Origin of the sequence: Rhizobium rosettiformans (genome assembly GCF_016806065.1) — a bacterium.
GTDB lineage: Bacteria > Pseudomonadota > Alphaproteobacteria > Rhizobiales > Rhizobiaceae > Allorhizobium.
Map to the genome: position 1 here is coordinate 281,371 of NZ_CP032406.1, position 26,214 is coordinate 307,584.

General features: G+C 55.7%; 19 protein-coding genes and 1 pseudogene. 14 read left to right on the top strand and 6 right to left on the bottom strand.

From position 1 onward, the window contains the following. Positions 1 to 90 precede the first annotated feature (90 nt). Positions 91 to 1,833, bottom strand: coding sequence for a hypothetical protein (locus D4A92_RS22890; RefSeq protein ID WP_203020154.1), 1,743 nt, complete (start codon positions 1,831 to 1,833; stop codon positions 91 to 93). A 158-nt stretch (positions 1,834 to 1,991) separates the two neighbouring features. Between D4A92_RS22890 and D4A92_RS22895 the strand changes: the two genes are divergently transcribed. From D4A92_RS22895 to D4A92_RS22905, 3 genes are all read left to right on the top strand, one after another. Continuing rightward, complete coding sequence (locus D4A92_RS22895) at positions 1,992 to 2,720, top strand: FkbM family methyltransferase (protein ID WP_203020156.1); 729 nt, start codon at positions 1,992 to 1,994, stop codon at positions 2,718 to 2,720. Between the two features lie 88 nt (positions 2,721 to 2,808). Continuing rightward, positions 2,809 to 5,022, top strand: coding sequence for an HAD-IIIC family phosphatase (locus D4A92_RS22900; protein WP_203020158.1), 2,214 nt, complete (start codon positions 2,809 to 2,811; stop codon positions 5,020 to 5,022). Positions 5,023 to 5,035: 13 nt separating this feature from the next. Continuing rightward, a complete protein-coding gene (locus D4A92_RS22905) occupies positions 5,036 to 5,287 on the top strand; it encodes a hypothetical protein (protein ID WP_203020160.1) in 252 nt (83 codons plus the stop codon). 248 nt (positions 5,288 to 5,535) lie between these two features. Here D4A92_RS22905 and D4A92_RS22910 read toward each other — a convergent pair whose 3' ends face one another. The 3 genes from D4A92_RS22910 to D4A92_RS22920 all read right to left on the bottom strand — a co-directional run bounded on the left by D4A92_RS22910 (position 5,536) and on the right by D4A92_RS22920 (position 9,133). Next, on the bottom strand, positions 5,536 to 6,963 hold the full coding sequence (locus D4A92_RS22910) for an ISNCY family transposase (protein ID WP_203020162.1): 1,428 nt from the start codon (positions 6,961 to 6,963) through the stop codon (positions 5,536 to 5,538). Between the two features lie 238 nt (positions 6,964 to 7,201). Then, the gene (locus D4A92_RS22915) at positions 7,202 to 8,371 is read right to left on the bottom strand and encodes a GGDEF domain-containing protein (protein ID WP_203020164.1); all 1,170 of its coding nucleotides are present in this window, start codon (positions 8,369 to 8,371) and stop codon (positions 7,202 to 7,204) included. 345 nt (positions 8,372 to 8,716) lie between these two features. Then, the gene (locus D4A92_RS22920; RefSeq protein ID WP_203020166.1) at positions 8,717 to 9,133 is read right to left on the bottom strand and encodes a helix-turn-helix domain-containing protein; all 417 of its coding nucleotides are present in this window, start codon (positions 9,131 to 9,133) and stop codon (positions 8,717 to 8,719) included. 615 nt (positions 9,134 to 9,748) lie between these two features. Here D4A92_RS22920 and D4A92_RS22925 point away from each other — a divergent pair. The 6 genes from D4A92_RS22925 to D4A92_RS22950 all read left to right on the top strand — a co-directional run bounded on the left by D4A92_RS22925 (position 9,749) and on the right by D4A92_RS22950 (position 16,479). After that, entirely contained in the window at positions 9,749 to 11,335 is a 1,587-nt protein-coding gene (locus D4A92_RS22925; protein ID WP_210346543.1) for a hypothetical protein, read from the top strand. A gap of 15 nt (positions 11,336 to 11,350) precedes the next feature. Beyond that, on the top strand, positions 11,351 to 12,364 hold the full coding sequence (locus D4A92_RS22930) for a hypothetical protein (protein ID WP_203020170.1): 1,014 nt from the start codon (positions 11,351 to 11,353) through the stop codon (positions 12,362 to 12,364). Positions 12,365 to 12,474: 110 nt separating this feature from the next. Then, the gene (locus D4A92_RS22935; protein WP_203020172.1) at positions 12,475 to 12,978 is read left to right on the top strand and encodes a hypothetical protein; all 504 of its coding nucleotides are present in this window, start codon (positions 12,475 to 12,477) and stop codon (positions 12,976 to 12,978) included. A 66-nt stretch (positions 12,979 to 13,044) separates the two neighbouring features. Continuing rightward, positions 13,045 to 14,796, top strand: coding sequence for a vanadium-dependent haloperoxidase (locus D4A92_RS22940; protein WP_203020174.1), 1,752 nt, complete (start codon positions 13,045 to 13,047; stop codon positions 14,794 to 14,796). A 209-nt stretch (positions 14,797 to 15,005) separates the two neighbouring features. Then, a complete protein-coding gene (locus D4A92_RS22945) occupies positions 15,006 to 15,926 on the top strand; it encodes a hypothetical protein (protein WP_203020176.1) in 921 nt (306 codons plus the stop codon). A gap of 232 nt (positions 15,927 to 16,158) precedes the next feature. Beyond that, the gene (locus tag D4A92_RS22950) at positions 16,159 to 16,479 is read left to right on the top strand and encodes a transposase (RefSeq protein WP_203020178.1); all 321 of its coding nucleotides are present in this window, start codon (positions 16,159 to 16,161) and stop codon (positions 16,477 to 16,479) included. 420 nt (positions 16,480 to 16,899) lie between these two features. Here the strand turns inward: D4A92_RS22950 and D4A92_RS22955 are convergent. Further along, a pseudogene (locus tag D4A92_RS22955) lies at positions 16,900 to 17,524 on the bottom strand (isochorismatase family protein). Positions 17,525 to 17,538: 14 nt separating this feature from the next. Here D4A92_RS22955 and D4A92_RS25355 point away from each other — a divergent pair. From D4A92_RS25355 to D4A92_RS22970, 3 genes are all read left to right on the top strand, one after another. Next, positions 17,539 to 17,883 carry a hypothetical protein gene (locus tag D4A92_RS25355; protein ID WP_425959426.1) on the top strand — a complete coding sequence of 115 codons (345 nt, stop codon included), beginning with the start codon at positions 17,539 to 17,541 and terminating at the stop codon, positions 17,881 to 17,883. A gap of 299 nt (positions 17,884 to 18,182) precedes the next feature. Next, complete coding sequence (locus tag D4A92_RS22965) at positions 18,183 to 18,779, top strand: helix-turn-helix domain-containing protein (protein WP_203020180.1); 597 nt, start codon at positions 18,183 to 18,185, stop codon at positions 18,777 to 18,779. Continuing rightward, positions 18,772 to 20,007, top strand: coding sequence for a type II toxin-antitoxin system HipA family toxin (locus tag D4A92_RS22970; RefSeq protein ID WP_203020181.1), 1,236 nt, complete (start codon positions 18,772 to 18,774; stop codon positions 20,005 to 20,007). The genes D4A92_RS22965 and D4A92_RS22970 overlap by 8 nt, the downstream gene beginning before the upstream one ends. 11 nt (positions 20,008 to 20,018) lie before the next feature. Here D4A92_RS22970 and D4A92_RS22975 read toward each other — a convergent pair whose 3' ends face one another. Beyond that, positions 20,019 to 20,945, bottom strand: a complete 927-nt coding sequence (locus D4A92_RS22975) for an ArdC family protein (protein ID WP_203020183.1) — start codon at positions 20,943 to 20,945, stop codon at positions 20,019 to 20,021. A 423-nt stretch (positions 20,946 to 21,368) separates the two neighbouring features. Between D4A92_RS22975 and D4A92_RS22980 the strand changes: the two genes are divergently transcribed. Next, positions 21,369 to 22,637 carry a metallophosphoesterase family protein gene (locus D4A92_RS22980; RefSeq protein WP_203020185.1) on the top strand — a complete coding sequence of 423 codons (1,269 nt, stop codon included), beginning with the start codon at positions 21,369 to 21,371 and terminating at the stop codon, positions 22,635 to 22,637. Beyond that, positions 22,637 to 26,107 carry an AAA family ATPase gene (locus D4A92_RS22985; RefSeq protein WP_203020187.1) on the top strand — a complete coding sequence of 1,157 codons (3,471 nt, stop codon included), beginning with the start codon at positions 22,637 to 22,639 and terminating at the stop codon, positions 26,105 to 26,107. Before D4A92_RS22980 ends, D4A92_RS22985 begins: the two co-directional genes overlap by 1 nt. The last annotated feature ends 107 nt before the right edge of the window (positions 26,108 to 26,214 follow it).

Consider the following 26,214-nt stretch of genomic DNA (forward strand, 5'->3'; position numbering starts at 1 on the left):
CAGGTTCAAAACGACGAAAACCGGCGAGTTCACTCCAAAATTGTATTTGATACCAAATTTGGTGTCATACCGATTATCAAGGTAGGCCAATCATGCAGCCGTGAGAGCAGCGAGCTTGCTGCCATGCTGCCTGATTAGCCGCATCAACTTAGGGGCATGCTCTCCGATCTGCTGTGAAATTTCCTCAGCCGCGGCGCTGAGCTGGTCAGCTCGAGGCAGATCAGTTGGAGATGAAAACTCATTTAGGTCAATGATAAAGCGATCAAGCATTTCGGATGATGCGCGTATGATATCTGAAATTTCTGCGTCATACTCGTAGGGGTGGTAGACAATTGACGTTAGCTCGCGATCAACGACCGCATCGATCGCAGAGCCCTCGTTACAAATGTTCATTGTTTCCACGAAGAACCTGAAACTTGCGAAATCCTTGCGCAGAAAAGTCGCCACACCGGGAAAATGACCCGATAGCGGATCTGCCACAACGATGAGGGGCTTTAGTTTCGCAGACAGGTTCCGGCGAGTAATCAGCTGTGTGAGCGACTGCCCTGTGCCGACCATGTCGACGAGGAAGGCGACACCATCAGAAGTCTTGTTGAGAAGATAGGCTTCGTAATCGTCACCACCTTCGCGGCACAAGGTTCTGGAAATACCTATGTAATGTGTCGGGGGAAAGCCAGCACGAATGAAGTGATGCGATGACAGTATCCGATGCAAGAGATTGCAGTCGCGTGCGCAGGTGAGTACGCGCTTTGCCTCGAATTTCTTGGCCTCACAGAGAAGCCAAAGCGCACTGAGGATCATCAATGGGATATTGATGGCTACTTGAGCCTTAAGCGCATTGACAATCGCGGGCTCTGCGTGAGGGATCTCAAGCCGCGTCTTCCTCAAAACCTTTGCATATTCTTCTAATCCTATAGATCGCAAGATCTCCTCAGACTTACTCCATTTAGAGATCGATACGAATATAGGCTGAATACCACTCTCCGATGCACCGAGTATATCTGCATGGATATTATCACCGAAATGGCGGCCCAAGTCATGCAGCTCTTTTACCTTCGGCCATATGTGGCGATTATGCTTCCCGTAATTTGAAAGATAAAGTTCGTTTTTCAGACCACACTTCTCAACGAGGATTCTTTTGACGAACTCGTAGGGTAGATACATGTCTGAGATTATAATGTCATTGGCCTCAACATGCGCGATCACCTCGTGAATGGGAAAAAGATTGTCCCATTCCTCCTGCAGCTCCATGCGCTTTAGCACGGCCGCCTGTTGTCTGTTTACGAAGCCGTGACCGATCATTTGGTCGTATATGTCATCCAGTCCATATTCAATTTTGCCAAACATCGACATTTCGACACGGTGTCTTGCCGCCGCGAAATTGGTGAGGGCCGCCTTTGCCTCGACAATTCTGAATATCTCAAGAGGATCAAAGCACTTCCGTGCAACAAGAGTATCGAAGAGGTCGAAGCTCTGTCTCTTGCTGCGGAATGGTGAGGCTGTTTCGATCAGAAGATGCTTCGTTCCGTTCTCAGCGTAGCCGCCGGCCGGGTTCAGAAATGCTCCAACCAGATTTATGCCGCCGTCTGACCGGAGCTCTGGTCGCATGTGGCACGTAACATTTCCCAGATAGTCGATGATATCGACATGGTCATCTTTAAGCGACCAGTACCGTTCATTCGGATGAGAGTATCCGAGGATCAGGCCTTTCTCTTGAAAGCCGAAGGTTTCTGTAATCGGTGCCAAGGCACCCTCTGGAATGAAGGTGAAGGTTCTCGATGTTAGCCAATCGCGATCAATCGACGTTGTGAGAAGGTGCGCCCCAGAAGCCATGTTTTTTCCTCGTTGTCGATCTCCACCTTATCCGGGCCAGCTTGCGTAGACCTGTTCTGCTTGAGGTTCAATGCAGCGGCCAGCGATGCAGCTTCGCGAAAGTTTCGCGCCGTAGAGAGATGCGTTGCCACGCCGCATCAGAGCCAATGGAGCAAATTATGAATGTCCGTCGTACTGGATTTCCGAATCCGTTTATTACGATTGAGTGCCAGACGAATCGGATCGAAGCTGCCTCCATACCGACCCATATTTACGAGACATACGCCCAGTGTAATGAGGACTTGATTGTCGAAGCACTGCTTCGAGCACATTTGTCTCGCACAGGCCGTTCAATGGATAGCATCCGGTACATTGAGATCGGCGCGAACCACCCATTCCAGACGAGCTCAACCTATCTGTTTTACAAGATCCATGGAGCGAGTGGAGTACTCGTCGAAGCAATTCCGGCTCTCGCCGATCGCCTTCGCCAAGCGCGTCCACGTGACGTGGTCGTGAACTGCGCAATCAGCGCGCTGCATGACGAAAAGATCTCTCTTCACATCCATGAAAAGAGTGAGATTTCTTCGGTGTCGACGGAGCATATCGGTCTCTTCCAAAACCTAGGCGGAACCGAGGGCATTGTGCAGACGATCGTCTGCGACAACATGCACATCAACGACTTCTTGAAACGTCATTTCGGGAATTACTGCGATTATATGTCGATCGATGTCGAAGGACTTGATCTCATGCTTGTCACGGAGATGGACACATGCTTCCAACCGTTCCTCATTCAATGCGAACATGAAGGGCGCGTTTCGGGATTTGTCGATGTCCTGAAGCCGCGTGGCTACGTGCTCCTGGCCCTTACAGACGTCAACGCGATCTTTGTGAGAGCACCCATGTCCTGAACGCTCCCCAACAGGCTGGAAGAATTGAGAGAATATCATCGTCCGCATCCATGGGATCGATCGTCGGACATTCCGGGAGAAATGGCTCATGAAGGTTCGCTACGACAGTAAGCTCATTCCGCAAAAGGGTGAAAAACCCAGCTTCGCATTTGTGTTCTTGCATGCCGAGAATGGCGAGGATCTGGATTTGCGAACACTCGCCGAGCGATGGCGGCCACATTTTCCAGACACTCTCTTTGCGTTACCTGTCTTCGGCATTTCTGCGGATGCTGGTGGGCCGGGGCTAGCGACGGTGGGCGGCATAGAAGAAGACACAGGCGTCAAGGAGGCGATCGACGCTTACATTGCCGAGGTCAGACACGATTGGGGACTGCCGAACGAACGAATTGCCTTGATTAGCCGTGGAGAGCTCACGCCACTTACCGCGATCTACGGCCTTGAAGCGGCCGAGCGCTTTGGAGCGATCATCGGCTTTGGGGGGCCTGCGTTCCTGGTGGGAGAAAATGAGGCCCACGTGAAGTCGCGCCCGCCAATGCTATTGGTTCACGGTCAACTAGATCCGAGTTGCGATCCTGCAGCATTCCTACGAATGCTCTTGTCTCTGGAGGGGCAACAGGTACCGGTTTCAAGTTGCTTTAGACCTGGCGTCGGGCAGGAGATCGAAAACTATGGCGCAGATGCCGCAATGTTTTTCTTGAAGGGTGCGCTGTCTAATTCGGCCCCTCTGCCACAAGTCGAAAAAAGTGAAACAACGAGGGCGGCTGCCCCCGTAAAGCTGATCATTTGGGATCTCGATGAAACACTGTGGTCCGGCACGCTCGACGAGGGCGGTGACACCCTGATACTCAACGAGGCACGCGCGCAGACAATTCGCCAATTGAATGGGCATGGCGTGGTTTCTGCGATTTGCTCCAAAAACGATTTTGAGTTGGCAAAACGAAAACTCGAAAAGCTCGGCCTGTGGGATGAATTCGTGTTCCCTCGGATCAGTTTCGAGCCAAAGGGACCAGCGATCAAGGCACTTATTGATCAAATGCAGCTTCGTCCGCAGAATTGCCTGTTCATCGACGACAATGATATCAACCTGGCTGAAGCGAAGTCTGTCGTTCCGAAGCTGCAGGTCCTAAATGCGAAAACTGGTGAGTGTGACCAAAGACTTGCCGGTATAGTCGCCGCCAACTCCCATATATCCAAATCCCGCGTAGCGGAGTACCGCAACCTGGAAAAGCGCGTCGACGAAGCCAAAGAATTCAAAGGCGATCGCGAGCAATTTTTGCACTCATGCAATATTGAAGTTGCTTTCGCCAATAGCTCGGACCTTGTCGATTTTGCCTCACGCATCGAGGAGCTGGTCAATCGTAGCAATCAGTTGAACTACCTTAAGACGCGTGTTTCGCCCGGCTCGATCGTGGATTTCGTGGCAGAGCCTTCACTCCGTGAGGGGTTTGCCGTGTTCGCTTGGGATCGTTTCGGCTACCACGGTCTGGTCGGCTTCATCGGCGTGGACGTGAAGACCGAAAAGATACTTCATATGGCTTTTTCTTGCCGCATTATGCATATGGGCATCGAAAACGCACTGCTGGCACGCGCTGCCCAACGCTTTGATAACTTACTGGTTCCAAGTGAGTTTGGCCTCGATACCAAACTTCCGCCGTGGATCAAGGCACACGCCTTTGACCATTCAATTCGGCAGAAGATTGTCGCAGAAGAAGGCAATCTAAATCGCGCTGGTGCGCAGCCAGAAATCAGGTTCATGGCGAATTGCCAGTCTGGTATCTTCTCTCATTATTCCGGCCTACGTGACGTGGCGGAGATCGATAGCGTCCCACGGATTTTCGCGATGTCCATGATGCTGAACGGCCAGTTCAAGCAGCAGCACTTCCCGCGATTGGTAGTCCATTATCTGGGTACAGACTTGTATAATATTTACTGGCCCCCCGGCACCTCGGCTCTAATTGAAAAGGGATTGTACCTGCATTGTTGCGAGCAGTTTTGTCAGTTCTTAAAAGATCAGGGAAGTGAACTTCTAGTGGTCGGCGGCCAGGGCGACGCAGACGTTGACCATGAGCACATTATCCGGGGCGTTACTCGAGAGAGAATTTCTCTCTTTAACACGATCTGGCAGATTCTCGCTGATCGTAACGATCACGTCAAATTCCTGGACGTTACACCTTTCGTGGGATCAGATCGCATGGCTGATTGCGTGCACTTTAGAGCAGATGCCAGTCGAGATATCGCCGACCGTATTCGGGATTGGTACATTGCGACGTTGAACAGCCAAGCGCGACAGCAGGTTGCATAATCAGGAGCGTCAGATGAAGAAGATTTTCTTAACCGTCTTTCAGCGTGACGCCGACGGCAGAGCCGTTAGCGTCACCAGCCCAAAGGAGCTGGCTTCCATCGTAGAGGCACAAAATGCCGCTTCACTGATTGCTGAATTCAATGTCGGAGTGGCGGTTTGGAGCGAAGAGCCCATGGCTTCTGTCCGTTCGATCAATCTCATTCAAACATATGGCGAGATTGGCGAAATTCCGGCAATGTTCGGTGAGGTACGAACTGGTCATTAAATGCATCAAGAGGCGAGACTGTCGCATCTCTAACTGCCCGCATGTCGCACTTGGAAATAGAATGTACCCCCCTACAAACAATGTGGCGGAGGAGTTGGAATGTCCGCTGTGCTGCAAAGTAGAAATGTCCGCAGCAGTCACCACACAGCATCACGATCAGCCCCGATCTGAGCGGCAGTCCCGCTTGCAAGATCAGATCGGGGCGGGTGGGGCGCACCTCTTCGGCTTTAGCTTTGAGACGGGAAATGTCACTCCGCGGCTTCCATGCGCGCCAAAGCCTTCTTCCTTTTGGCGATGACTTCCGGATCGTTCATGAAATCTGTCCGGCGGCCGGACTTGCGGCCGCGCTTCTGATAACCGTTTCCGATGCTACCGTCCCGAATGCCAAACATATGATCCTTCTGACCCGTCCGGGATGGGCCGCTTCTACTACGCTCAAGTTCGCGCCCGGCCTGTATCTCAGCAACGATCGACAGCATGTCATCCAGCCGCTTGTTGTCGACGACCTCCGCTCGATGCACAGACCGTAATTTGTCGAAGGTTCTGTAGGGCAGGGAATAGCTCTGATGCATGATCTCCAGCCTGCCATCCGGGTAATCACAAACGACGACCTTCTGCCCGGCCAATGGCCGCGAGATCTCGGTCGGATCAAGAATAAACAGCACCTTGTCGTAACGTAGCGTCAAAGCCTGCGACAGGGTACGGACTTCCTTGCGGCACATAGCACCGTCCAGGTTCTCATGATCCGCGAGAGGCCGATGCATGTCCTTCGGATTGCGCGGCAACTTGCCAAAACGTTTATTGAAGTCTTCAATGAACTCAGGTGCATAGGCATTGGCCGCATCGATTGTGCTGATGCCCCGAAGCCGCATCTCTTTCACCAGGCGATCCTGGAGCGTCTGATTGGCCCGCTCAACCCGGCCTTTAGCCTGAGGCGTGTTGGCGCAGATAATGTCGATGTTCAGTTCATAAAGCGCGCGACCGAATTGTGTCAGACCGGTTGTCCTGTCCGTCTTCGAAGCATTCGTCGACCGGAAAACACCATGCTTGTCGCTGTAGAATGCAAGCGGCTTACCCCATTGCTGCAGATAAGCCTTCGTTGCATGGAGATAGTCGAACGTGTTCTCCGACCCAGCAAATCGTAGATGTAGAAGCTTTCCTGTAGCGTCATCGATATAGACGAGGAGGGCGCATTTGGGGCCGCGGCTCTCGAACCACCAGTGATGCGATCCATCGATCTGAACCAGCTCACCAAAGCAGTCGCGCCGGCCACGAGGCTGAAAAACACGCTTCTTGCGTTCCCGGCGAGAGACCCAGATGCCGGCCTCGGTCATCCATTGCCGCAGCGTCTCCTTGGATACCGAGATCCGATGCAGCTCAATCAGCTTCTCGCGTGCAAGCGTCGGACCAAAATCCAGATAGCGTGCGCGGATCAGGTCTAGCGCCGCATTGCGAAATTCCTCGCTGTGGCGCCGATTACTTGGTCGAGATCGCTTCTTCGACACAAGGCCGGCTGGACCATCAAGGTCGTAAGACCGCAGCAGCCGATGCACCTGACTTCGACTGAGGTCGAGCAACTCGGCTGCCTGGACAACGCCAAGCCTCTTGTCACGGATCTTTTGAATGACTTCGAGGCGATGCAATTCTTTCTGCGACATGGTGATCAACAAGGACATGACGACTCCGACCGCTCATGGTCTCGACCAAGCTCGAAGTCGTCATCCTTGCTCCCGACGTTGGCATTGACCAGTGCATCAAGAGGCGAGGCTGTCGCATCTCTAACTGGCCCAACTGTCGCATTACTAAATAGCCCCTACAAACAAAGATCGCATAATGTATGTTATGGAACCTACCCATGGGGAATTCGAACGGGATAGAAGACTCTGCCTTCTGAACCCCGGCGCACGTAAAGTGCTAACAAGGTGAGGCAACCGATTGCGTCACACTGGTCGCCAATTCGACCCTGTTGCGCCCCGCGCCCTTGGCCCGATAAAGCGCAACATCAGCTTCACGATAGGCCGCGTCAAGATCAGCGACAGACGAGACAGCTGCTATCCCGAAACTGGCAGTTACACGTAGCGATGGCGGCAGTCCTTCCAGTGACATCGTCGCATGACGTAACTTCAGAGCCAACCGACCTGCCTCATGCACAGAAGTCTCAGGAAGGAAGACGGCGAACTCCTCCCCTCCTAGCCGACCGAGCGCAGAACCTTCCGGCGCCTGAGAGCGCAAGGCTTCGCTAAAGGCCCGGATCACTGTATCACCCACATGGTGTCCGTAGGTATCGTTTATGCGCTTGAAGTGATCGAGATCGGTGATGATGATCGCATGCCGCCCTCGCCCATGCCGCTGAAGCGCTTCATTGACCTGTCTGTCAAAACCGCGTCTGTTAGCGAGCCCTGACAGGCTGTCAGCTTCCGATTCCGTCCTGTGAACAGCCAGTATTTCAAGGACAAGCTTCGCCAGAAGCGTCAAGCCGACGGTTACGATCAAAACAGCCGTGAGGCTTTGCGAAATCAGGGCATAGTTGGTGTGTACATAATCTTTTGCCGTCGCTCCGGAGCCAACCCACACTGCCAACCCGGCTTTACCGAGGAAATGTGCGCTTGTAATGGTCAGGAGGATACCCAGGAAAAGGTCGAGGGTGGTCCTTTGCGGCGCAAGGATCACCGACATCGCGCCCACAAGAACAACCAGCGCGAACGGACTTTGATAGAGCAAGGCTTGTAATGGCGTACCGCGCGGCAGTTCATAGATCATGTGCGCCAGCATCACACTCGCCAGAACATAAACTGAGGCGCTGAGCAGTGAAATACGACGCCCGTACATCTGACCGATACCGATAGTCAGCATGACCATACCGCATAGTACCGTGGCAAAAGCGCAGAGTGCCCAAAAGCGTGTCGGACCGGCATAGGCGACCAGTAGCTCACAGATTGCTGAAAGCGATGCGACACCAAATCCTGCGCCCAGCCAAATGACAGCCGTGCGCGAGTGACTGCGCCTTGCGACGACGACAAAAACCACACTGAATGACAGTGCGACCACAAAGTTGACGACCAAAAAAGATGCTGCGCCGTTCATCTCATCCTGCTCGAGCTTGTTCGGTTCGGTGTCCTCCCGCCCGTTAGTTTTACAAGCCATATGTAAAGGAAATGACCAACTGGTGACGCCTACGGAACAGGGAAAGCCGGTTCGAGAAAAGCGTTCGATGGATCGCTCTAAGGTGAGATCTCCAGCAGATGCCAAACAAGTCTTTCGTTCTGGTATCCTGGGAGATTGGATACTGATCGCGTGCCACGCCTGACACTGCGGGCTGCGCCATCACAAAGTCGTTCTGCCGGCCAGGAGACTGTCAGCCGCTTCAGACCAGAAGTTTCCGGGCAGACCAGCAAAAACCTGTGTTAGAAGAAAGGATCAAGACCTAGACTATACCCAATCCTCAAGCGCATCCGGGGCAGCCTTGCCGGAACCGAGCGCGCGCACGAGCGAGAGCACCTTTTGCTGAACCGTCTCGTCTTTGATGGAAACAAACGCCCGGGCAAGCGCGAGACAGTCCTTTGAGGTCAAAAGCAGAGTTGGTGTATCGTCCTGATGTGCGATTGCACAGGCCGACGGGCTAGGGGCCTCTTCGAAGAAATAGTTGATCGGCGTATCGAGGATCGCCGCGATGTGCTGAAGGCGGCTTGCACCAACGCGATTGGTGCCTTTTTCGTATTTCTGCACCTGCTGGAACGTCAGTCCCAATCCCTCTGCCAGCTTTTCCTGGCTTACCCCAAGCATGTTGCGGCGCAGTCGAATGCGGGCACCGACATGACGGTCGATAGCATCGGGGGTTTTACGCATAGATTTACTCCTAAAACAAAACATCCAATCATCGCGCGAACTGCATCAAGGTGCAATCGAAAGGCCAGAGAGACGCGAGCTCAAGCAGACGCGATGATGCACACAAGAAATCGGATATTTCCATAATTCACAACCAAAACGGGCCTCAGCATGGCAGATTGGATAAATTGCCAAGTGTCATATGGTGACTGTTCTTCGGTGACAGAAATGTCCGGCGACCGACTTAACGCTTGGCGATCAATGATTAGCGTTCACCCGAAAGCAGAACGTACGACCCGAATCTCTTTGCGGCTACGGATCATAAATCTCACCATCACGTAAAAATATCCGTTATTCTGATACCATTATCGAAAATAACGAATTTTTCTATAAGTACGAAACATAAGAATCATGGCGCATACAATAAGATTTATTTCCTATACGCCTCAGCAATTAAGACTAAATAGGAATAATTACTTTAGAAAATCAATACGGATTGGATTTCAGAATTTTTGCAATACTACGTTGCTTAGTTTGGAATTTTCATCAATGATCTACTTACCTATAGGAATAAGAGATCCTTCAATACATCCAGCGCTCAGACCAACTGATACAACACGAAACGACGAGTTCCCGATGCGATCGTCGAGACCCTTTTCAGTAAAAGTCCTTGGCGCCTTCGACCTGGTCGATCGCAGCGGGCGGTCGATCAGGCCGGCGGGCCGAAAAGACTGCGCGCTCATCGCAATGCTTGCCCTGACCCGCAACCATCGTCAGACACGTACATGGCTACAAGACAAGTTATGGGGTGATCGCGGCCCCGCTCAGGCTGCGGCCAGCCTAAGACAATCGCTGACCACACTTCGAACGCTGTTGAATGGCGAGAATGAAGTACTTTCTGCGGATCGAACCTGGATCTGGCTAGAGCGCAACCATGTCGATTTCGATCATCTTGCGCCGGGCTGCCACGGTGAAATCCTGCGCGGATTTGACCTGCGGGAGGAGGGCTTTAATGATTGGCTGCGGCAGACACGCAGCGAATTCGAGATGCGCGGCCTCAGGTGGGGTTTGACCGAGCCCCCAAGTCAGCCGGACAGACGCTGGTATGTGCATTTGTCCATGAGCCCTGCGGCCGATGAGGGGCTGAGCGAGATCGGCGAGTGCTTGGTTGAAAGGATCATCGAAGCACTTTCGATCATAGGTCTTCCCGTGGTGATTGGCGCCGAGCGCGATTGCGGCCCGGTGCGCGCGACAGACCTGGTGACACGTGTCCGTATCCTTCGCATGGGATCCGCTGGCAGCCTATCTCTCTCCGTCACGGACGGGTTTGGCTCCCTCAAGTGGCAGGTCCGACGCGAAATCGCGCCGAAGCGTTGGTATGAGATCAGGAATGTTCAGTACGAGATCGTTCACCTGCTGCAGGACTTTGCCATTCGAATTGAGGCAAAGAGCCTGAAGGGCGCGCAATGGAGCGCCCATGCCAATCGCTGCCAGGCACTCCTGGGCATGCTGGTCCCGGGATCGATGATGCCGCGCGATATCATCGGATGCGGCGAAGCAGCGCTTGCCGCAGAAGAGACCGGGCTCAGTCACGCTTTGCTTGGCATCGGGCATCTCCTGCAATTGAACGATCGCAAGGGGCATCTGGCCCCAGACAGTCATCAAGTCATGGAGTGCTTCCGCACAGCCATACGGCTATCGCCCGAAAATGGCCTGACACTGGCCATGGCCGGCCACAGCTACGGGTTTCTATTACACGACCTTGAACGGAATCTGGCTTTGACCAAGGAGGCCGTACGCTTGCTTCCAGGGCATGGTGCATGCTGGATTTTCTACGCGATTGCGCTGACCTATTGCGGCAAGGCCGGCGAGGCTGTGAGAGCAGCGAGAACGGCAGTTTTGCTGTGCCGCGGCACTGTCGCCCAGGCCTTTGCCCTGGCAATCGAACAATTCGCCAACCTGATGGCCGGTCAAATCCGCAGGGCAATCCAATCTGGGGAAGCCTCGCTTGAGCATATCCTGTTCCGCCCGACCATCATGGATCTGATGACCGGATACGCGCTGCTTGGAGAGACCTCCAAGGGGCGGGACAAGTTGAACGCGCTCATCACGCGCGAGCCAGATCTTTCCATCGATATGCTGCGCTCCAGCGACTATCCGATCGTCAACCCGGCCCATCGGGAGCTGACCTTACACGCGGCCCGGACATTGGGACTCAAGTAACGGAGGAATTCACCGATGAGGCTGGCACCCTATGGCGTCATGCATGACGCACTCAAGCTCCAGATCATGCCGCCAGAGACTGTGCCAAGGGACTGGCCCACGACCGATGACAGCTATCCGACGATCATTACCGCTTGGATGGCCGAGGTCGCAGACAAGATCTGGCCGCGTTGGGAAAATGGCGGCTGGAGGGGAAAGGCTGCCACCTTTGCGGAACATGAAACACAAAGCGAGTTGCAGCTTGCTATTCGCCTATATCAGGGCGGCGGCGACACACTGGGCATCCTGTCTGATTTGACGGGCGCAGAAACCCCTTTCGAAGGGCCGCGCCGGGACCATCTCTGGCATTATCGTGTCGAAGACGCTCGTCTCGATCATCCAGACTATAGTGGCCTTGAGCTGCCAAGTTCCGTATCGACGTCAATCGAATACCGGACGGGCAAGGACGGCACCGCGAACTACCCTTTGTATGGGGGGCCTGAGTTGGAAGCGACTGCATTTAAAAGAATCTTCTTGCAAGATGCTGCAGGCAAGCGACCAGAGGTCCTCGGGTTGAAAGAACTTTTCCAGCGACCGCGCCCCAGAGCGGCAGCGACCGCTTTGAATCTGCCTGGCTTTCGCTGGGTAACGGCCCATCGCAACGTGCATACGGGCCAGCATCCGGCCTTTCCCAGCGGTCATTGCATGCAAGGTATCCTCGGTGGTTGCACGGTTTACGACCAACTGGTCAAGGCAGGACAAAAGCCGACAGCTGCGGAGAGAGAACGGCTGCAGAAGTATATGGTCGATTGGGGCGACAGACGGGTCTTTGCCGGCGTCCACTATATGAGCGACAATATCGCCTCCTGGACGCTTCTGCGCCGCATTATTCCCCATGTGTTCGAAAGCGAGGAAATCACCGAACTCGCCGTGGAAGCCATAATCCGCCATAGTCGCGTATTTGCTGACATCACGGCCCACTTTGACAGGAGCAGTCCGGCACTTTCGATGCTTTTAGAGGATTTCCCGGAAGCCGTTGGCACATCGTGAGATCTGGTCGATCCTCGTCAGCCGATCTGATTTAACGATGTTTTGACGATAGATTGACCGTGAGCTCACGGAGCAAAGGCACAGTCGCAGCAGCTTGAAGGAGGCTGCTGATGACACCCGACAACTTTCGCATCGCAATGCTCAATAGCCTGCGTGTTGGACCGTACGACGCCCCACATCAGACCAATGCTCCCGTGGAGGAATGGTTGATTGCTGAGCGACGGGGTCCAGCGGGCGAATATCTGATCATCTCGGATACCGCCACACCGGTAGCTCGCGACACTCAAGCGGCGCCAGATAACCTCAGCGAGCAAAACTCGATCTTTGCGATCCTCGCGGAGAACAGCGCCGACAGGCCCCAGTTCCTGATGTTGCGGCATCTGCCAGCTGGCGTAACGGTACCGGGCCGCTTCTTTCCGGCAGACGGCATGGCGGTGGTGCACATGGATGGCTCAAAGCTTCAACTGACGGCCATCGGACGCCACGCGCACAGCCGGGGCTCAGTGGATGGCGAGAGCGTCCTTTACGATGTGCCCCATCCTGCCCCCAACGCCGAAGGCGCACTCAATTGGCACTTTCTCGCCCAACAGCAAGCTTGGACACCCAGTCGGTGAATGGCTCGCTGAGATCCACGCATCATTGAAACGCTTGAACAATCGAGCAGCCAGATGGAGAGACCAATGCTTGTTCTACCTGATGTCGACGAACCTGCCGGGCTTAACGCATTTCCCGTCCTGTACTGGAATCATGCCGGCCTTCAATTGAATCGTATCACGCATTCGCTTCGCGGCCCCCAAGGTGGCCCTACCATGAGCTCTCGAGCCCTGGGACTCCTTCATCTTGCCATGCACGACGCTTTCTTCGGCGCTCTAGGCCATGACGAACAGTCGTCTCCGGCAACCTGGTTGCGAGACGTCAATCGTCCGCCACTTGACCGTTCCATCCAGGCAACGGAAGCAAATGCCAATGCAGCCCTTACCGCTGCCGCCATTACAATCCTTGAGCGACTATATTGTGCTCCGGGCGAGGTTTGTGACGCGGCAAGCAATGCGCTGCGCGACGCGATGCGCAACTTCAAGAGCCCATTCGGTGTGGCTCTTGAAGCAGGATCGCCAGCGCATCACTATGGCGTGACCATTGCCGAGAAAGTCCACTCAGCACTTGCGGTATTGCCAGGCGAGCCGGGCGCCGATCAGGGCGACTACCGGCCCCGGGGAGGTCGCTATCACTTCGATGACGAGCCGCTCAACCCTGTCCGCCTTGCGGACGTCGATCCTCGAGACGCTTCAAAAGGACAAAAGGCACAGCGTGTCTACCACGGGCCCTTTTACGGCGCGACCGTGAAAACATTTGCGGCGACCGATCCGAATGGCCACCGGATCGCAGACTGGCCAAGACCACCGGACCCAGAATACATAGCAGCACTCGAGGAGGTGCAGCGGCTTGGTGGCGCACCGCTCTTGAACACAACGCATCGGACGGCAGACGAGACCGTGGCGGCCTATTTCTGGGCTTATGATGGTGCCAATCTCATCGGAACACCTCCGCGTCTTTACAATCAGATCCTGCGCCATATCGCCTGGTCGAGGAGCGATGCCTCGCTGAGCGACTTCGATCGAAGCAAAGAGTTCGTCCGGCTGTTTGCGCTTGCCAATGTGGCGATGGCGGATGCAGGGAAATTCGCCTGGGCCGAAAAATACCGCCACGATCTCTGGCGCCCATTGTCTGGCATTCGCCAACACGACGCAAGTGCATTCGCCTCTGAGACCGGAAGCGCAATGGTGACGCCGCCTGCCGATCCGTTCTGGCTTGCACTTGGTGCGCCAGAAACAAACTCCGACCGTCTGAGCTTCAAACCACCCTTCCCCGCCTATCCCTCAGGCCATGCGACTTTCGGCGCAGCATGCTTTCAGATGGCACGGCTCTACTACGCCTCGAACGGGACGGCCACTGTTGACAGAAATGGGGTCGACGACATCGGTTTCACATTTGTGTCGGAGGAGATGAACGGCGTAAGCCGCGACTTGCATCAGCCTTACGACCCTTCGTCGCCGATCGAGGACCAGCCAGGGCTTGTTCGGACCTATGTGAAACGCAACTTCCCGTCCCTCTGGCATGCAATATGGGAAAATGCCTTCAGCCGGATTTGGCTCGGTGTCCACTGGCGTTTCGACGCCTTTGACTATCAAGATACAGGAAGGGGTCCCGATGCCGACGGGCGCGAGCGCTACAAGGACCCTGCCGATGTCGGCTACTCGCATGTCTGGACTGCAAAGCGCAAGGCCGGCGACCCGCTGCCGATCGGCGGCGTCCCCTTGGGCCTCGGCATCGCCAATGACATTTTTGATAGCGGCATGCGACAGCAAGCGGAGGAGATGCCGAAAGCACGCTCGACACCTCAACAAAGCAAGATCACGGACACCACCTACTGATCGAGACAGGCCGTCTCGTCCAAACGGGGCGGCCCTTGGCGTCACAGGCAGCGATGATCTTCCATGAGGCTCCTTCGCGTCACCAAACGCATCATGCCCCCAGCCGCCATGTGATCTGCCTGTCCACCGAGATCAGGACAAAGATCGTAAGGACAGCGGGTTGCGGGGCGAAGTTGACCAAGCATGGAAAGCTTGAATCGGAGAAACCCATGTTGTTTTCTACCGCCGTGGATACAACCATCGGCTTAATGATGGTCTATCTCATGCTGAGCCTGATCTGCACGAGCATCAACGAAGCAATTGCAGGCTGGACACGATTAAGGGCTCGCAATCTTTACCGCGAGCTTTCGCGCGCGCTCGGGGACGAAAGGTTACGCAATGCCTTTTGGCAAACCAATCTGATCCGAAGTCTGTCGCGGCGAGGTCTGGATAACCCAGGACCCAACGTCGTTCCGGGCCGCGCGATCGGCGCCAAGGAGGCACCGAGCTACCTTGAACGCAAGGATTTCGCACTCGCATTGATCGATGCGCTTGGCAAGTTCGGCAGTTCGGATGGTCAAGATCGCCCAGCACGACCAATCGCCATGGCTTTGGAGAGCATCGACAAGGATTCTCCGCTTCTCCAACTTTTTCAAAGCCTTGGTTTGGATCTCAACTCCTCCATTGAGGAAGCCAAAACGGAGTTGGGTCGATGGTTCGACCAAGTGATGGCTCGTGCCTCCGGCGTCTACAAGCGTTGGATGTCGCTCCTGTCTTTCGTTGTCGCTTTGGTCTTGGCCTCAGCACTGAATGCCGACAGCCTGGAGATCGTCCGCAAGCTCTGGTACGACGAAACCTTACGCGTGGCAGTCGCTCAGTCTCTTGAACAGCTGTCACAGGGCTCGCCTACCCTGCCCTCCATCGCTGAACTCGATAAAGCCCTGCCTCTGCCACTTGGCTGGTCGGAGCCCCTGCCGTTCGGCGATTCCATTACCCAGTATCTGTCGAAATGCCTGGGCCTCGTGCTGACCGCCTTTGCCGTGACACTTGGCGCACCGTTCTGGTTCGATCTCCTGTCGCGTTTCGTTGCCCTTCGAAACAGCGGTCGGCCGGAAGGGCCAACACGCAACGGATCCCCTCAAAGACGCTGATGAGATGCTGATTATGAACGCGCGTTCATACCCTCAGCGCGGCCATGAACAAAAAGAGTTCCACTGAACTCAGCCTCGCACCAACGAATGCCTGGAATCGGAGCTCGAACCATATCCGTGGGCTCTGTCACAAATACGCCGATCGGCTTGACCTTGGCCTTTCCACCGGACCATATCACCTGGGGCCTGACCTGAGGGCAAGAGCACTCCTTATGATCGGAGGGGATCCAGCATGACGAAGAAAGATCAACACGACGTCGAAACCATGGAAATGGCGCTGCAGGCGTATGAAGAAGGCATGCCCGCAGCCCAGTTGTGTCGCAAATACGGCATAGCGAGATCGACCTTCTACTATTGGCTGTCAAAGACGACAGCCACGGGCTCTGCTCAGAAAGATCGTATGGTTGCACTTAAAGCTGAAAACGCCAGGCTGAAGATCATCCTGGCTGAGCGTGTTCTTGAAATGATCCTAGAGCAGGCCGATCTCAGCACCGACCAGAAGTGGCGAAAGACCCTGACAACACTTTTGTCTGTTGACGATATCGACCCATGACGACCAGACATCGGTACTCCCGGGCGTCGCAAGAGCCATGGACCAGATGTCCTGGCTGACGCGGCTTTCGGGATAATCACTCCAGCAAAACTTGGTACCGGTTAAAAAGCACCGCCCTCTCTACCCCGATTTCGAAGTATTGCCGACGGGGCTCAGGCGTTGATGGTTGCAATGATCAGAACAATCGTAATCGCCATCGCGCCGAGGATGCAAAGCGTAAGCAGCCGCATTTCCCAATTCATCAGCTAGGTCCCAGTTGGAGATGCGGATGTCGATCCCCGCGCCACTTGTTTCCTTCGTTTCGAAACAGTCAAGCCTGCAAACTTTACTTTGTGTCAGCCCCCTGAGGGCATTTTGACAGAATACATGTCGTGGAGCATTCATTCCAAATGCCGAAGATGGCAAACGAGGCAGCCAATCTCAAAGCGAAGCAAAGAAGTCGAGAATTTCCGCTACAGAAACCACATCGGCATATTTCGCATTCATGTCGAACAGATTTGCCTCATGCGGAGATGAATGCCGATCGCCGCAGGCATCTCGCCCACCATCGTGATAAAGCCGTGCGACATGGCATCGACGCAGCTCGCACGCACGCAACCGCTTGTCGTCAGGCCCGTGAGAATGACGTTGTCGACACCCATGGAAGTCAGAAGTGGCGCGAGCGAAGTCCCGAAGAATGCGCTTGGATACTGCTTGCCAATTACGAATTCATCGGGATACGGCTCACGCCCCTTCGGCCAGGCGCCGAGCGGATTGCCGGCAGTGAAACAGGCGAGTGGCTTGGCCTTTTGGAAGAAAAGGCACCATCAAGACCGCTTGGATGCAATACGACACCTGTGAATATGACGGACATGCCCTTGCTTCGCGCTGCGGCCCGTACACGCAAGGCGCTGGCGAGCGCTTCGTCAACACCGGCATAGAGCCGGCTTTGCGGCTCGAAATAGGCTTGCACGAAGTCAACAAGCACCAAAGCGGGCTTCTTTCCGAAGCCGATGCGATTGTCATAAGCCTTGGTATAATTGGCGGCAAGATTTGCATCGTTCATGGCAACTCCTCCGTTTGCGCAAATTTCTTCTCAAATGCTCAGACATCCTCGAAACCGAGGAGACTGTTGAATTTCTGGAAGAGATACAGAGGCACGCGTTCGGTCTTATTGCACGGTTTCTGCAATCACCAAGACTTTCTCAGGCAGCGTCGCCTTCCGCTTTGGGCGGTAAAGCGCTCGGCATGAAAACATCTTCTTTTGCCCAGGCCGGGCATCGTTGCAAACGTCACCACTTTCGCGCTGAGATCATCGCTCATGCTGTCTGGCTTTACTACCGGTTTCCGGTGGGCCTGCGTCACGTAGAGGATTTGCTGGCAGAGCGCGGAATCGACGTTTCGTTCCAGACGGTATCGAAATAGGTCGCCAAATTTGGATCCGAGTGTGCGGCTTCGCTTCGTCGGCACTCAAAAGGACAGCTTCGCGCATAAATAGTACCTTGATGAGCGCTTCTTTCTCAGAGGCTTCAAACGATAATGGCGTGGCGCCGCTCGGAGCTAGTTTGAGGAGCACCCTCAATTTCCCGAGTCTCTTCTTGATGCATTACAAATGCATCATATTTTGATTCTGATGCCGTTTAAAACATCACCTTGAGCAACCGACGATATTTTGATATCGTAAACGACATCAGATAAGAACAATGATGCAGACATAAACATCGATGAAATATGAAACCCAGGAGATCGCGGATCGCCTACGCGAAGCCAGAGAAGCAAAACAGCTCAGCCAACGCGAGTTGAGCCGGTTGGCTGGCGTCCCGCAAGCGCAGATTTCGCGGATCGAATCCAACAGCGTTGATCTGCGACTGTCGAGCCTCGTCGCGATCGCCAGCGCATTGAATCTGGAGATCGCCTTGGTACCACGCAAGGCGGTGCCTGCGATCAAATCGATTACGCGTCAGACCACCGATCGCACTGTGATCCAACCGCCCGCGATCAACAAGGAAATGCAGCGATTGCAAAAGGCGGTTCGTGCCCTTCAGATCGAAGCGCCGGGCTTGCCGGAGCTGGATGACCTGCGCAAAGCCACGGCAGCACTCCAGCGTCTCCAGATCGACACGCGGTTTTTGGGCAATCTCCGCTCACTGCGCCAAATGATCGACCACGCCAGACTGACAGAACACTGGAAGGGCATATTAGACGCGACCAACAGCATGCGAGCGCTCCGCAACCAGATCGCCCAATTCGAGCCGAAGAGCGAACAACGCAGCGCCAATCGTCCCGCCTATTCGTTAGATGAGGAGGATGACGATGCCTGACCTATCTGTTTTGAGTGTGCGCCTCTATGGCAAAGACATCGGCACCATCACCCATGTCGGAACCGAAAAGACGCTCTTTGCCTTCAACGATGCCTATGTCGAAAACCGTAAGAGACCGACCCTCGGCCTGCAGTTCAAGGATAGCCTCGGCGACCTGATCACGGACTTCAGGCCGTATAAAATCAAGCTGATGCCCTATTTCTCGAACCTTTTACCAGAGGGGCATCTGCGCCGGTATCTGGCCGACAGGGCTGACATCCATATCGACCGCGAGTTCTTCCTCTTGTGGGTGCTAGGGCAAGACCTGCCCGGCGCGATCACCGTCGTCCCGGCAGACGGTGAAGAATGGCCGGACGAAGCACATAACATCCTGGAAGGCGAAGCCGCAAAGGAAGCTGCCGAAGATGCCATGCGGTTTTCATTGGCGGGTGTGCAGCTCAAATTCTCGGCGGTTCAAAGCGCCAGGGGTGGCTTGACCATTCCGATCAGCGGCGTCGGCGGCAATCGGATCGTCAAACTCCCCTCTCGCGAGTTTGCCAATATTCCGGAAAACGAGTTCTCGATGATGAGCCTTGCGAGGATGGTCGGGATCAACGTGCCAGCGATCGGGCTGATCGATGTGCGATCGATCGGCAATTTGCCCGATGGTATTGAGAGGATCGGGCAACAGGCCTTCGTCATCGAGCGCTTCGATCGCACTGAAGATGGCAGCGTCACCCATATCGAGGATTTCGCGCAGGTCTTTAACGTCTACCCTGAGGACAAGTACAAGAAAGCCAGTTACCGCAATCTGATATCGGTGGTCGCGTCTGAATCCGATCAGGATGATGTCGCCGAATTCATTCGCCGCCTGACATTCAATGTCCTGATCGGCAATGGCGACATGCATCTGAAAAACTGGTCGCTGATCTATCCTGATCGACGAAACGCCCGCCTTGCTCCCGCTTATGACTTCGTGTCCACGATCCCATATATCGCCAATGACAAGTCCGCGCTGACCTTCAGCCGGACGAAGGAGTTTACCGGGTTCACAATAGACGAGCTGGCCCACCTGTCTGCGAAAGCGAAGCTTCCCAAGAAACTCGTCCTTGATACAGCCAAGGAAACCGTCGCACTCTTCATGGAGCGATGGGAGACCGAAAAGGCCAACCTTCCTATGCACCAAGATGTTGTCGAGGCCATCGACAAGCATCTTAAGACCTTGCCTGTCGTCACCGGCAAAGAGTGAAAGAATGGGGCTCACGCCCCATCCTCGATGTCGCGATGCTTGGCAGCCAAAGACATCAACCAATTACTCGCCTCGGAGGCTTTCGACGCTGCGGTGAACACCGCCTTCTTGTCGGACTTCATCACCGTCAACCAGTGCTTGATGTACTGGGCATGATCGAGACGCGGCTCGGGCACCAGACCGAGATCGCTGCATAGGAAGGCAGCCCCCAGTTCGGCGACAAGCTCTTCCATGGCATAGGCTTCAGTGCCAAATCTGCCAGAAAGATCGCGTGAAAGGCGTGCTTTCGAGCCCGACCAGTGGGTGAGTTCATGGCAGAGTGTGCTGTAGAAACCTTCGGCGGCGCTTGTGGTGGCCGTGCCCATAAAGCGGCGACGCTCCGGCATCCGGATGATATCAGCCGAGGGAACATAGCAGGCCTTGTCACCCCCCTCCTCGATGACGGCACCGGTTGCCGTAACGAAGGCTTCGGCGCGAGCGATCGGATCGAATGCGGGCAGATACGGGATATCAACTTGATCAAGCGGAAAGCCATCCACCTGGGCGGCGTTGAAGACCCAGCTGGCACGCAGAACCTTACGTTCGGCCGGCTCGTCCTCGCCGGTCTGGTCATTGACCTGCTCGACGTCGAAAGTCTTGTAGAAGACGACGAGGGAGGATTTCTCTTGCCTCCGCACCTGGCAACCCGCCTCCAGCCACTGGCGGTATGTGCCCCAGACATTGGAGGGATAGTCAGAAGCCTGGGCCGCGACCCAGAGACTGACAATGTTCACGCCGTTATAAGGCTTGCGCGATGCGACATTGACGGGACGTGCAAAGCTTGTCGCTGTGTTGCCGATCCAGGGGAGCTGGAACTCGCCTGCATGTTCGAGGGCATCGACGATGCGGTTGGTGACTTCCTGATGGACATCGAATTTGGATGACGATGATTTCGACATGATTGTCTCCTTTCGCTGTGGAGACCGCGACCATCGCGGCCTGATGGCGTCCGGAGAGACAGACCAAAACAGCCCATGCACCCCGAAGGGGCGGGCGAAGCGAAAAGACGGTGCATACCGTTGCATGGGATGGGCGGGGCTGTCAGGAACGCCTAAAGAAGGCAGCTATGGCCGTGGCTCTTGCGACAGGGACGAAGCTTGATCAGCAAGCATCGAATTTTTGGGCAAACATCATGAAGCATCTCGTCATGTGCACGCGTAGAGCTTAGCGTCATGACATGAGCAACAAAACAACCGACGAGGCCTTGAGACCGCATAGCGCTTGAGCCGGTTTCAGCCACAGCCTGTTGTTGACGTTCGGCAACGAGAAGAACAGAAAGGTTGCACCACACCAACCGCCAATGCACTGGATCCAGAAACGCTTTGCCATTCCGCTTCGTCCATACAGCAGACATTCATCTCGATTCGCCCCTCCGCTCGCTGGCTTTGCGCAATGCTGAGCTTGCGGAGCTTATCGGCGATGCGAGCCGTCAAGCGCTGACAGCAATCATCGATCTTTGCCTCGATGAACAGGTCGACGCCTTGATCATCGCAGGCGATCTCTATGACGGCGATCAGACATCGATGAAGACGGCGCGGTTTCTCGCAGGACAGCTGGAAAAACTCCATCAGGCGGGCATCCGCACCTACCTGATCAAGGGCAATCACGATGCTTTGTCAAAGATTGCCAAGGAGTTGGTCCTGCCGGATACGGTCAAGATATTCGGAGGCAATGCTGAGGCGATTGAAATTACCGCTGGGAGCCTGCCGGTCGCACTTCACGGATTGAGCTTCGCCAAGCCACATGCGCCTGAAACGCTACTGCCGAGATACAGACCACCGGTGCTGGATGCGGTGAACATTGGCATCATGCATACCAGTCTTGCAGGATCTGTTGGCCATGACCCCTATGCGCCTTGCAATGTGATCGATCTTCACGCATCCGGCTTCGACTACTGGGCGCTTGGTCACATCCATCAACGCACCCATCATGCCGGGAAAGCCACGGTCATCATGCCGGGCATGCCCCAGGGGCGCGACATCAACGAGGCTGGCCCGAAGTCCGTATCGATTGTGACTGTGGCAGATGATCGAACGATCACAGTGGAGGAGCGGCTGACCAGCATAGCCCAGTTTCAACGTGTCGAGGTCGATCTCACACATGTTGTGGAATGGCGCGATGCGGCCGGAGCAATCGAAACGGCACTGGCGGCCGAGCGTGAGCGAACCGCATCTGCGCACCTCGTTGCCCGGCTGCGGTTGACCGGTCAGACCCCTCTGGCCTGGCAGGTCCGCCGCGACCTCGATCTCATGCTGGCCGAGGCTGAGCAACGTGGAGATCGGATCGGCAAGACCTGGATCGAGAAGCTGGAACTGGCGATTGACACGCCGCAGTCAGCACCCGAAAGCCTTGCGGCCAATCCCGTCGTTGAACTTGGGGCTCTGATGCGCGAGGAAGTGACCACTCGCAGCAGCTTCCGCGACGAAGTGAGGGATATGGTCCGTGAGCTTCTGAGCGACCTTCCGGCCGAATGCCGAGACTTCGCCGGGCGCGACGAAGCCGCCTTCGAGCGTTTCGTGGACAGTCTTCTTGCCGAAGGGTCCATAGATATCGCGGCTAGGATGATGGCGGCCGAGCGAGGAGGCAACTGATGCGCCTTCGCCGACTTGATCTCAGCCGCTATGGAAAATTCACCGACCATTCCATCGATTTCGGTGCAGCGCGACCCGGCACACCAGATCTGCATATCATCTACGGACTGAATGAAGCCGGGAAATCGACAACCTTTGCGGCCTTCCTCGATCTGCTCTATGGCATCGGCGAACGCAGCCCTTACAATTTTTTGCATCCCTACAATACGATGAAGATCGGCGGGTGTCTCGAGTTCGATGGGGCTGAGCACGAGGTCGCAAGGCTGAAGCAAAGGAGCGGTAGCCTCGTCGACGAGCGTGGTCAGGCTTTGAATGAGGCACTGCTCCTGGGCGCGCTCGGCGGCATCGGCCGGGACGCCTATCGGACGATGTTCTCACTCGATGACCAGTCCCTCAAGGATGGCGGCAATGCCATCATCCAGAGCAAAGGCGAGCTTGGAGAATTGCTGTTCTCAGCAAGCTCTGGGCTGGCAGGGCTCAGCAAGTCACTGGCAGCGGCGGCCGACGAGGCGAACCAGATCTACAAGAAGCGATCGTCCAGCACCAAGCTTGCCGAACTCAAGAGGGCGCTGGACACACTGAAAGTCGAGCGCAACACGATCGATACTTTGGCGTCGACTTATGCAGGCTTAAAGACAGGCCATGACCAGGCCGATATGGCCTACCGCACGGCAACGAGGGAGCTTGGCGAAGCGCAAGCCAGGTACCAGGAACTGATGCGCCTGCTGAATGCTCTGCCTGCTCAGCGTGAGCTCACCAGGCTGAATGGTGAACTGGCTGCGCTCGGCGACGTTCCCCGCCCGCCTTCTGAATGGTTCAACCTGCTGCCAAAACTGTTGCAGGATGAGATCCGTCTTTCCGCAGTCGTTGAGATCGCCGACAGGTCGACTCGACAACTGGTCGAAGAAATCGAAGAGATTGTCCTGGATGACAAGGCCGCGACCATCGCGGCGCATATGGACATGCTGGATCAAGGGCGCGCACGCTACCTGGCTGCGGAAGCCGACCTGCCCAAGCGCCGGCTTGCCCTGGCAGAGCAGGAAGGTGTCCTTGCCCGGCTTCTCAGCGATCTCGAGCAGGCGAAACACCCGGACCCGGCCGCTCTTCTGTTGCCGGCCTCCTTGGTTGGCACACTGAGGGATCTCATTGAAGAGCGCTCCGGCGTCGATGCGAAGCGCACGGCCGCCGAACGGGAACTCATGCGCTCGCGCGAAAATCTCGAACGTCTCCGGGCAGAAAACAAAAGTGCTGGCATTGCCTCGCATATCAATCACGCCCACCTCAGCCGCCTCGAGGCGGCACACGCGCAACTGACCGGCTCTGATCTTCCAGCCAGGCTTGTCATGGAAGAACGCAATCTCGCTGAATACCGTCGTAGCTACGAAAACACGATTGCGCAGCTGGCACCCTGGACCGGAGACGTGGAGGTGCTCAAGCGCACCGCTTCGGCCGAACCGCGTCAGATCGAACTCTGGCGAAGTCAGGCAGTCGCGATCGAGAGACGCATCTTTGACCAAGAGGGCCGGATCCGCGACCTTGAGGTGGAACTTGCGCAAACAAAGGCGCGGCTTGCGACCTGTGCCAGCGACGCGATGCTGGATGACGGCGAGGCTGCCAAACTTCGCGCCGAACGCGATGCAGCTTGGCAGACCCATCTGGCTTCCTTGGATGCTGCGAGCGCGAAATTCTTTGAAGCCCGGATGCTTCGTGATGACGCCATATCGGCCTCACGATTGTCGCGGGCCAAAGAACTGGCTGAGCTGCGCCACATGCGCCAGAGTGAGGCGGCAGCTAACACGGCGCTGGAGCGACAACTCGCTTTGTTGGCAGAGGCGCAAGACGAGCACGACAAACTCGTACAAAAGATCAAAGCACTCTTGCCCGAGGTTATCAGTCATGACTTCAGCGCCAGCGAGGGCCTGGTCACGCTCGAAACGTGGATGGCACGACGGGCCGCAGCGCTTGCCGCCTGGCACAGGATGAACGAGAGCCAGGAGGCTATCGAGCCGCTACGTGCCGAGCTCAAGCAACTGGTCGAAGCCGTGATTGCCAGTCTTGCTGCAGCCGGCATCGAGGCCGCAGATCCGTCGGTCGCAGCGCTCATCCAGACCGCAGCCGGCGCTCTCTCCGAAGCCCGGGCTGAACGCACGGCGCGGATCACACTTGAGAAGGCGGTCGCCGACATTGAGCGTGACATCAGGGAACGGGAGCGTGACAAACAAGAGGCGGAGGTACGCAGTGACGCCTGGCACAAGGACTGGATCGATACCCTGTCTCGCACATGGTTCGCCGACAAGGCCGGCTCGATCCCGGCAGTCAGAGCGATTCTAACCGTTGTTGGCACCCTCCCCTCTGTCTTGAAAGAGCGACAGGATCTCTTGAGCCGTGTCGCGGCAATGGAGCGTGATCAGGTGCAGTTTCGCGAAGCGATGGAAAGCTTGCTGATCGAATGCAAGGAGCAAGCTCCAACCAAGGATATAGTGACTGCAGCCAATGTACTCACGCAGCGCTTTGAGGCAGCGAAGCTGGCCGACCGGCTTCGTGATGGCAAACAGGCCGAACTCGAAAAGCTAAGGGAGAAGCGGCTTGGCCTCAAGGAGGAGCTGGCAATACACAAAGCGCGCCGAAACGAGGTGACCCGCTTCTTCGCGGTGGAGGGGCTTGCCGAGGTCGAAGCCTTGCTGGCTCAGGTCAGGGAGCGTGATCAACTGGAAAAGCGCATCAGCGAAGTGCGCCACCAGATCATGGACGCGCTGAGAATGGCAAGCTTCGACGAGGCTGCGACACGGCTTAGCGAAATCGAGGCCGACCAGTTGGAACGCGATAGCATGGAGCTGGAGCGACGGATCGAGGATTTGGCCGAGCAATCCAAGCAGCTCTACGCTGAAAGGTCTCTGGCACAGCAAAAGCTGGATGCCGTTGGCGGCGATGACGCGGTCGCTCGCATCGAGGCACGGCGCCGCACCCTCCTTCTTGAAATTGAAGACCATGCCCGCCGCCATCTCATACTTCGCACCGGGACTCTTGCCGCGGACCAGGCGCTGCATCTTTACAGGGATCGACATCGCAGCGCGATGATGCGCCGCGCGTCTGACGCATTTCGGTTGATCACCGGCGGCAATTATTCCGCTCTAACGACCCAGCCGGATCGTGACCGGGAGATCCTGATCGGCGTGACGCGGGATGGCGGCTCAAAATTGGCAGATGCCATGTCCACCGGGACGCAGTTCCAACTCTATCTTGCGCTGCGGTTGGCTGGTTACGAGGAATTTGCGGCGATCCGACCGCCCGTGCCTTTCGTCGCCGACGACATTATGGAGAGCTTCGATAATCCGCGCTCCGAAGAAGTCTTTCGGCTCCTGAGCGAGATGGCGAAGGTTGGGCAGGTCATCTATCTGACCCATCACTGGCATCTGTGCGAGATCGCCCAGCGAGTGGTACCCGACGTGACGATCCACCACCTCAACTGAGACTTTGAAGCACCCAAGCCCGATTGCCTGATGAGGCGAAGTTCTGAGCCAGTCATCACATGACCTGGTGCCCCTGATCAGGATCACTCCCATTGAGAAGGGATAGA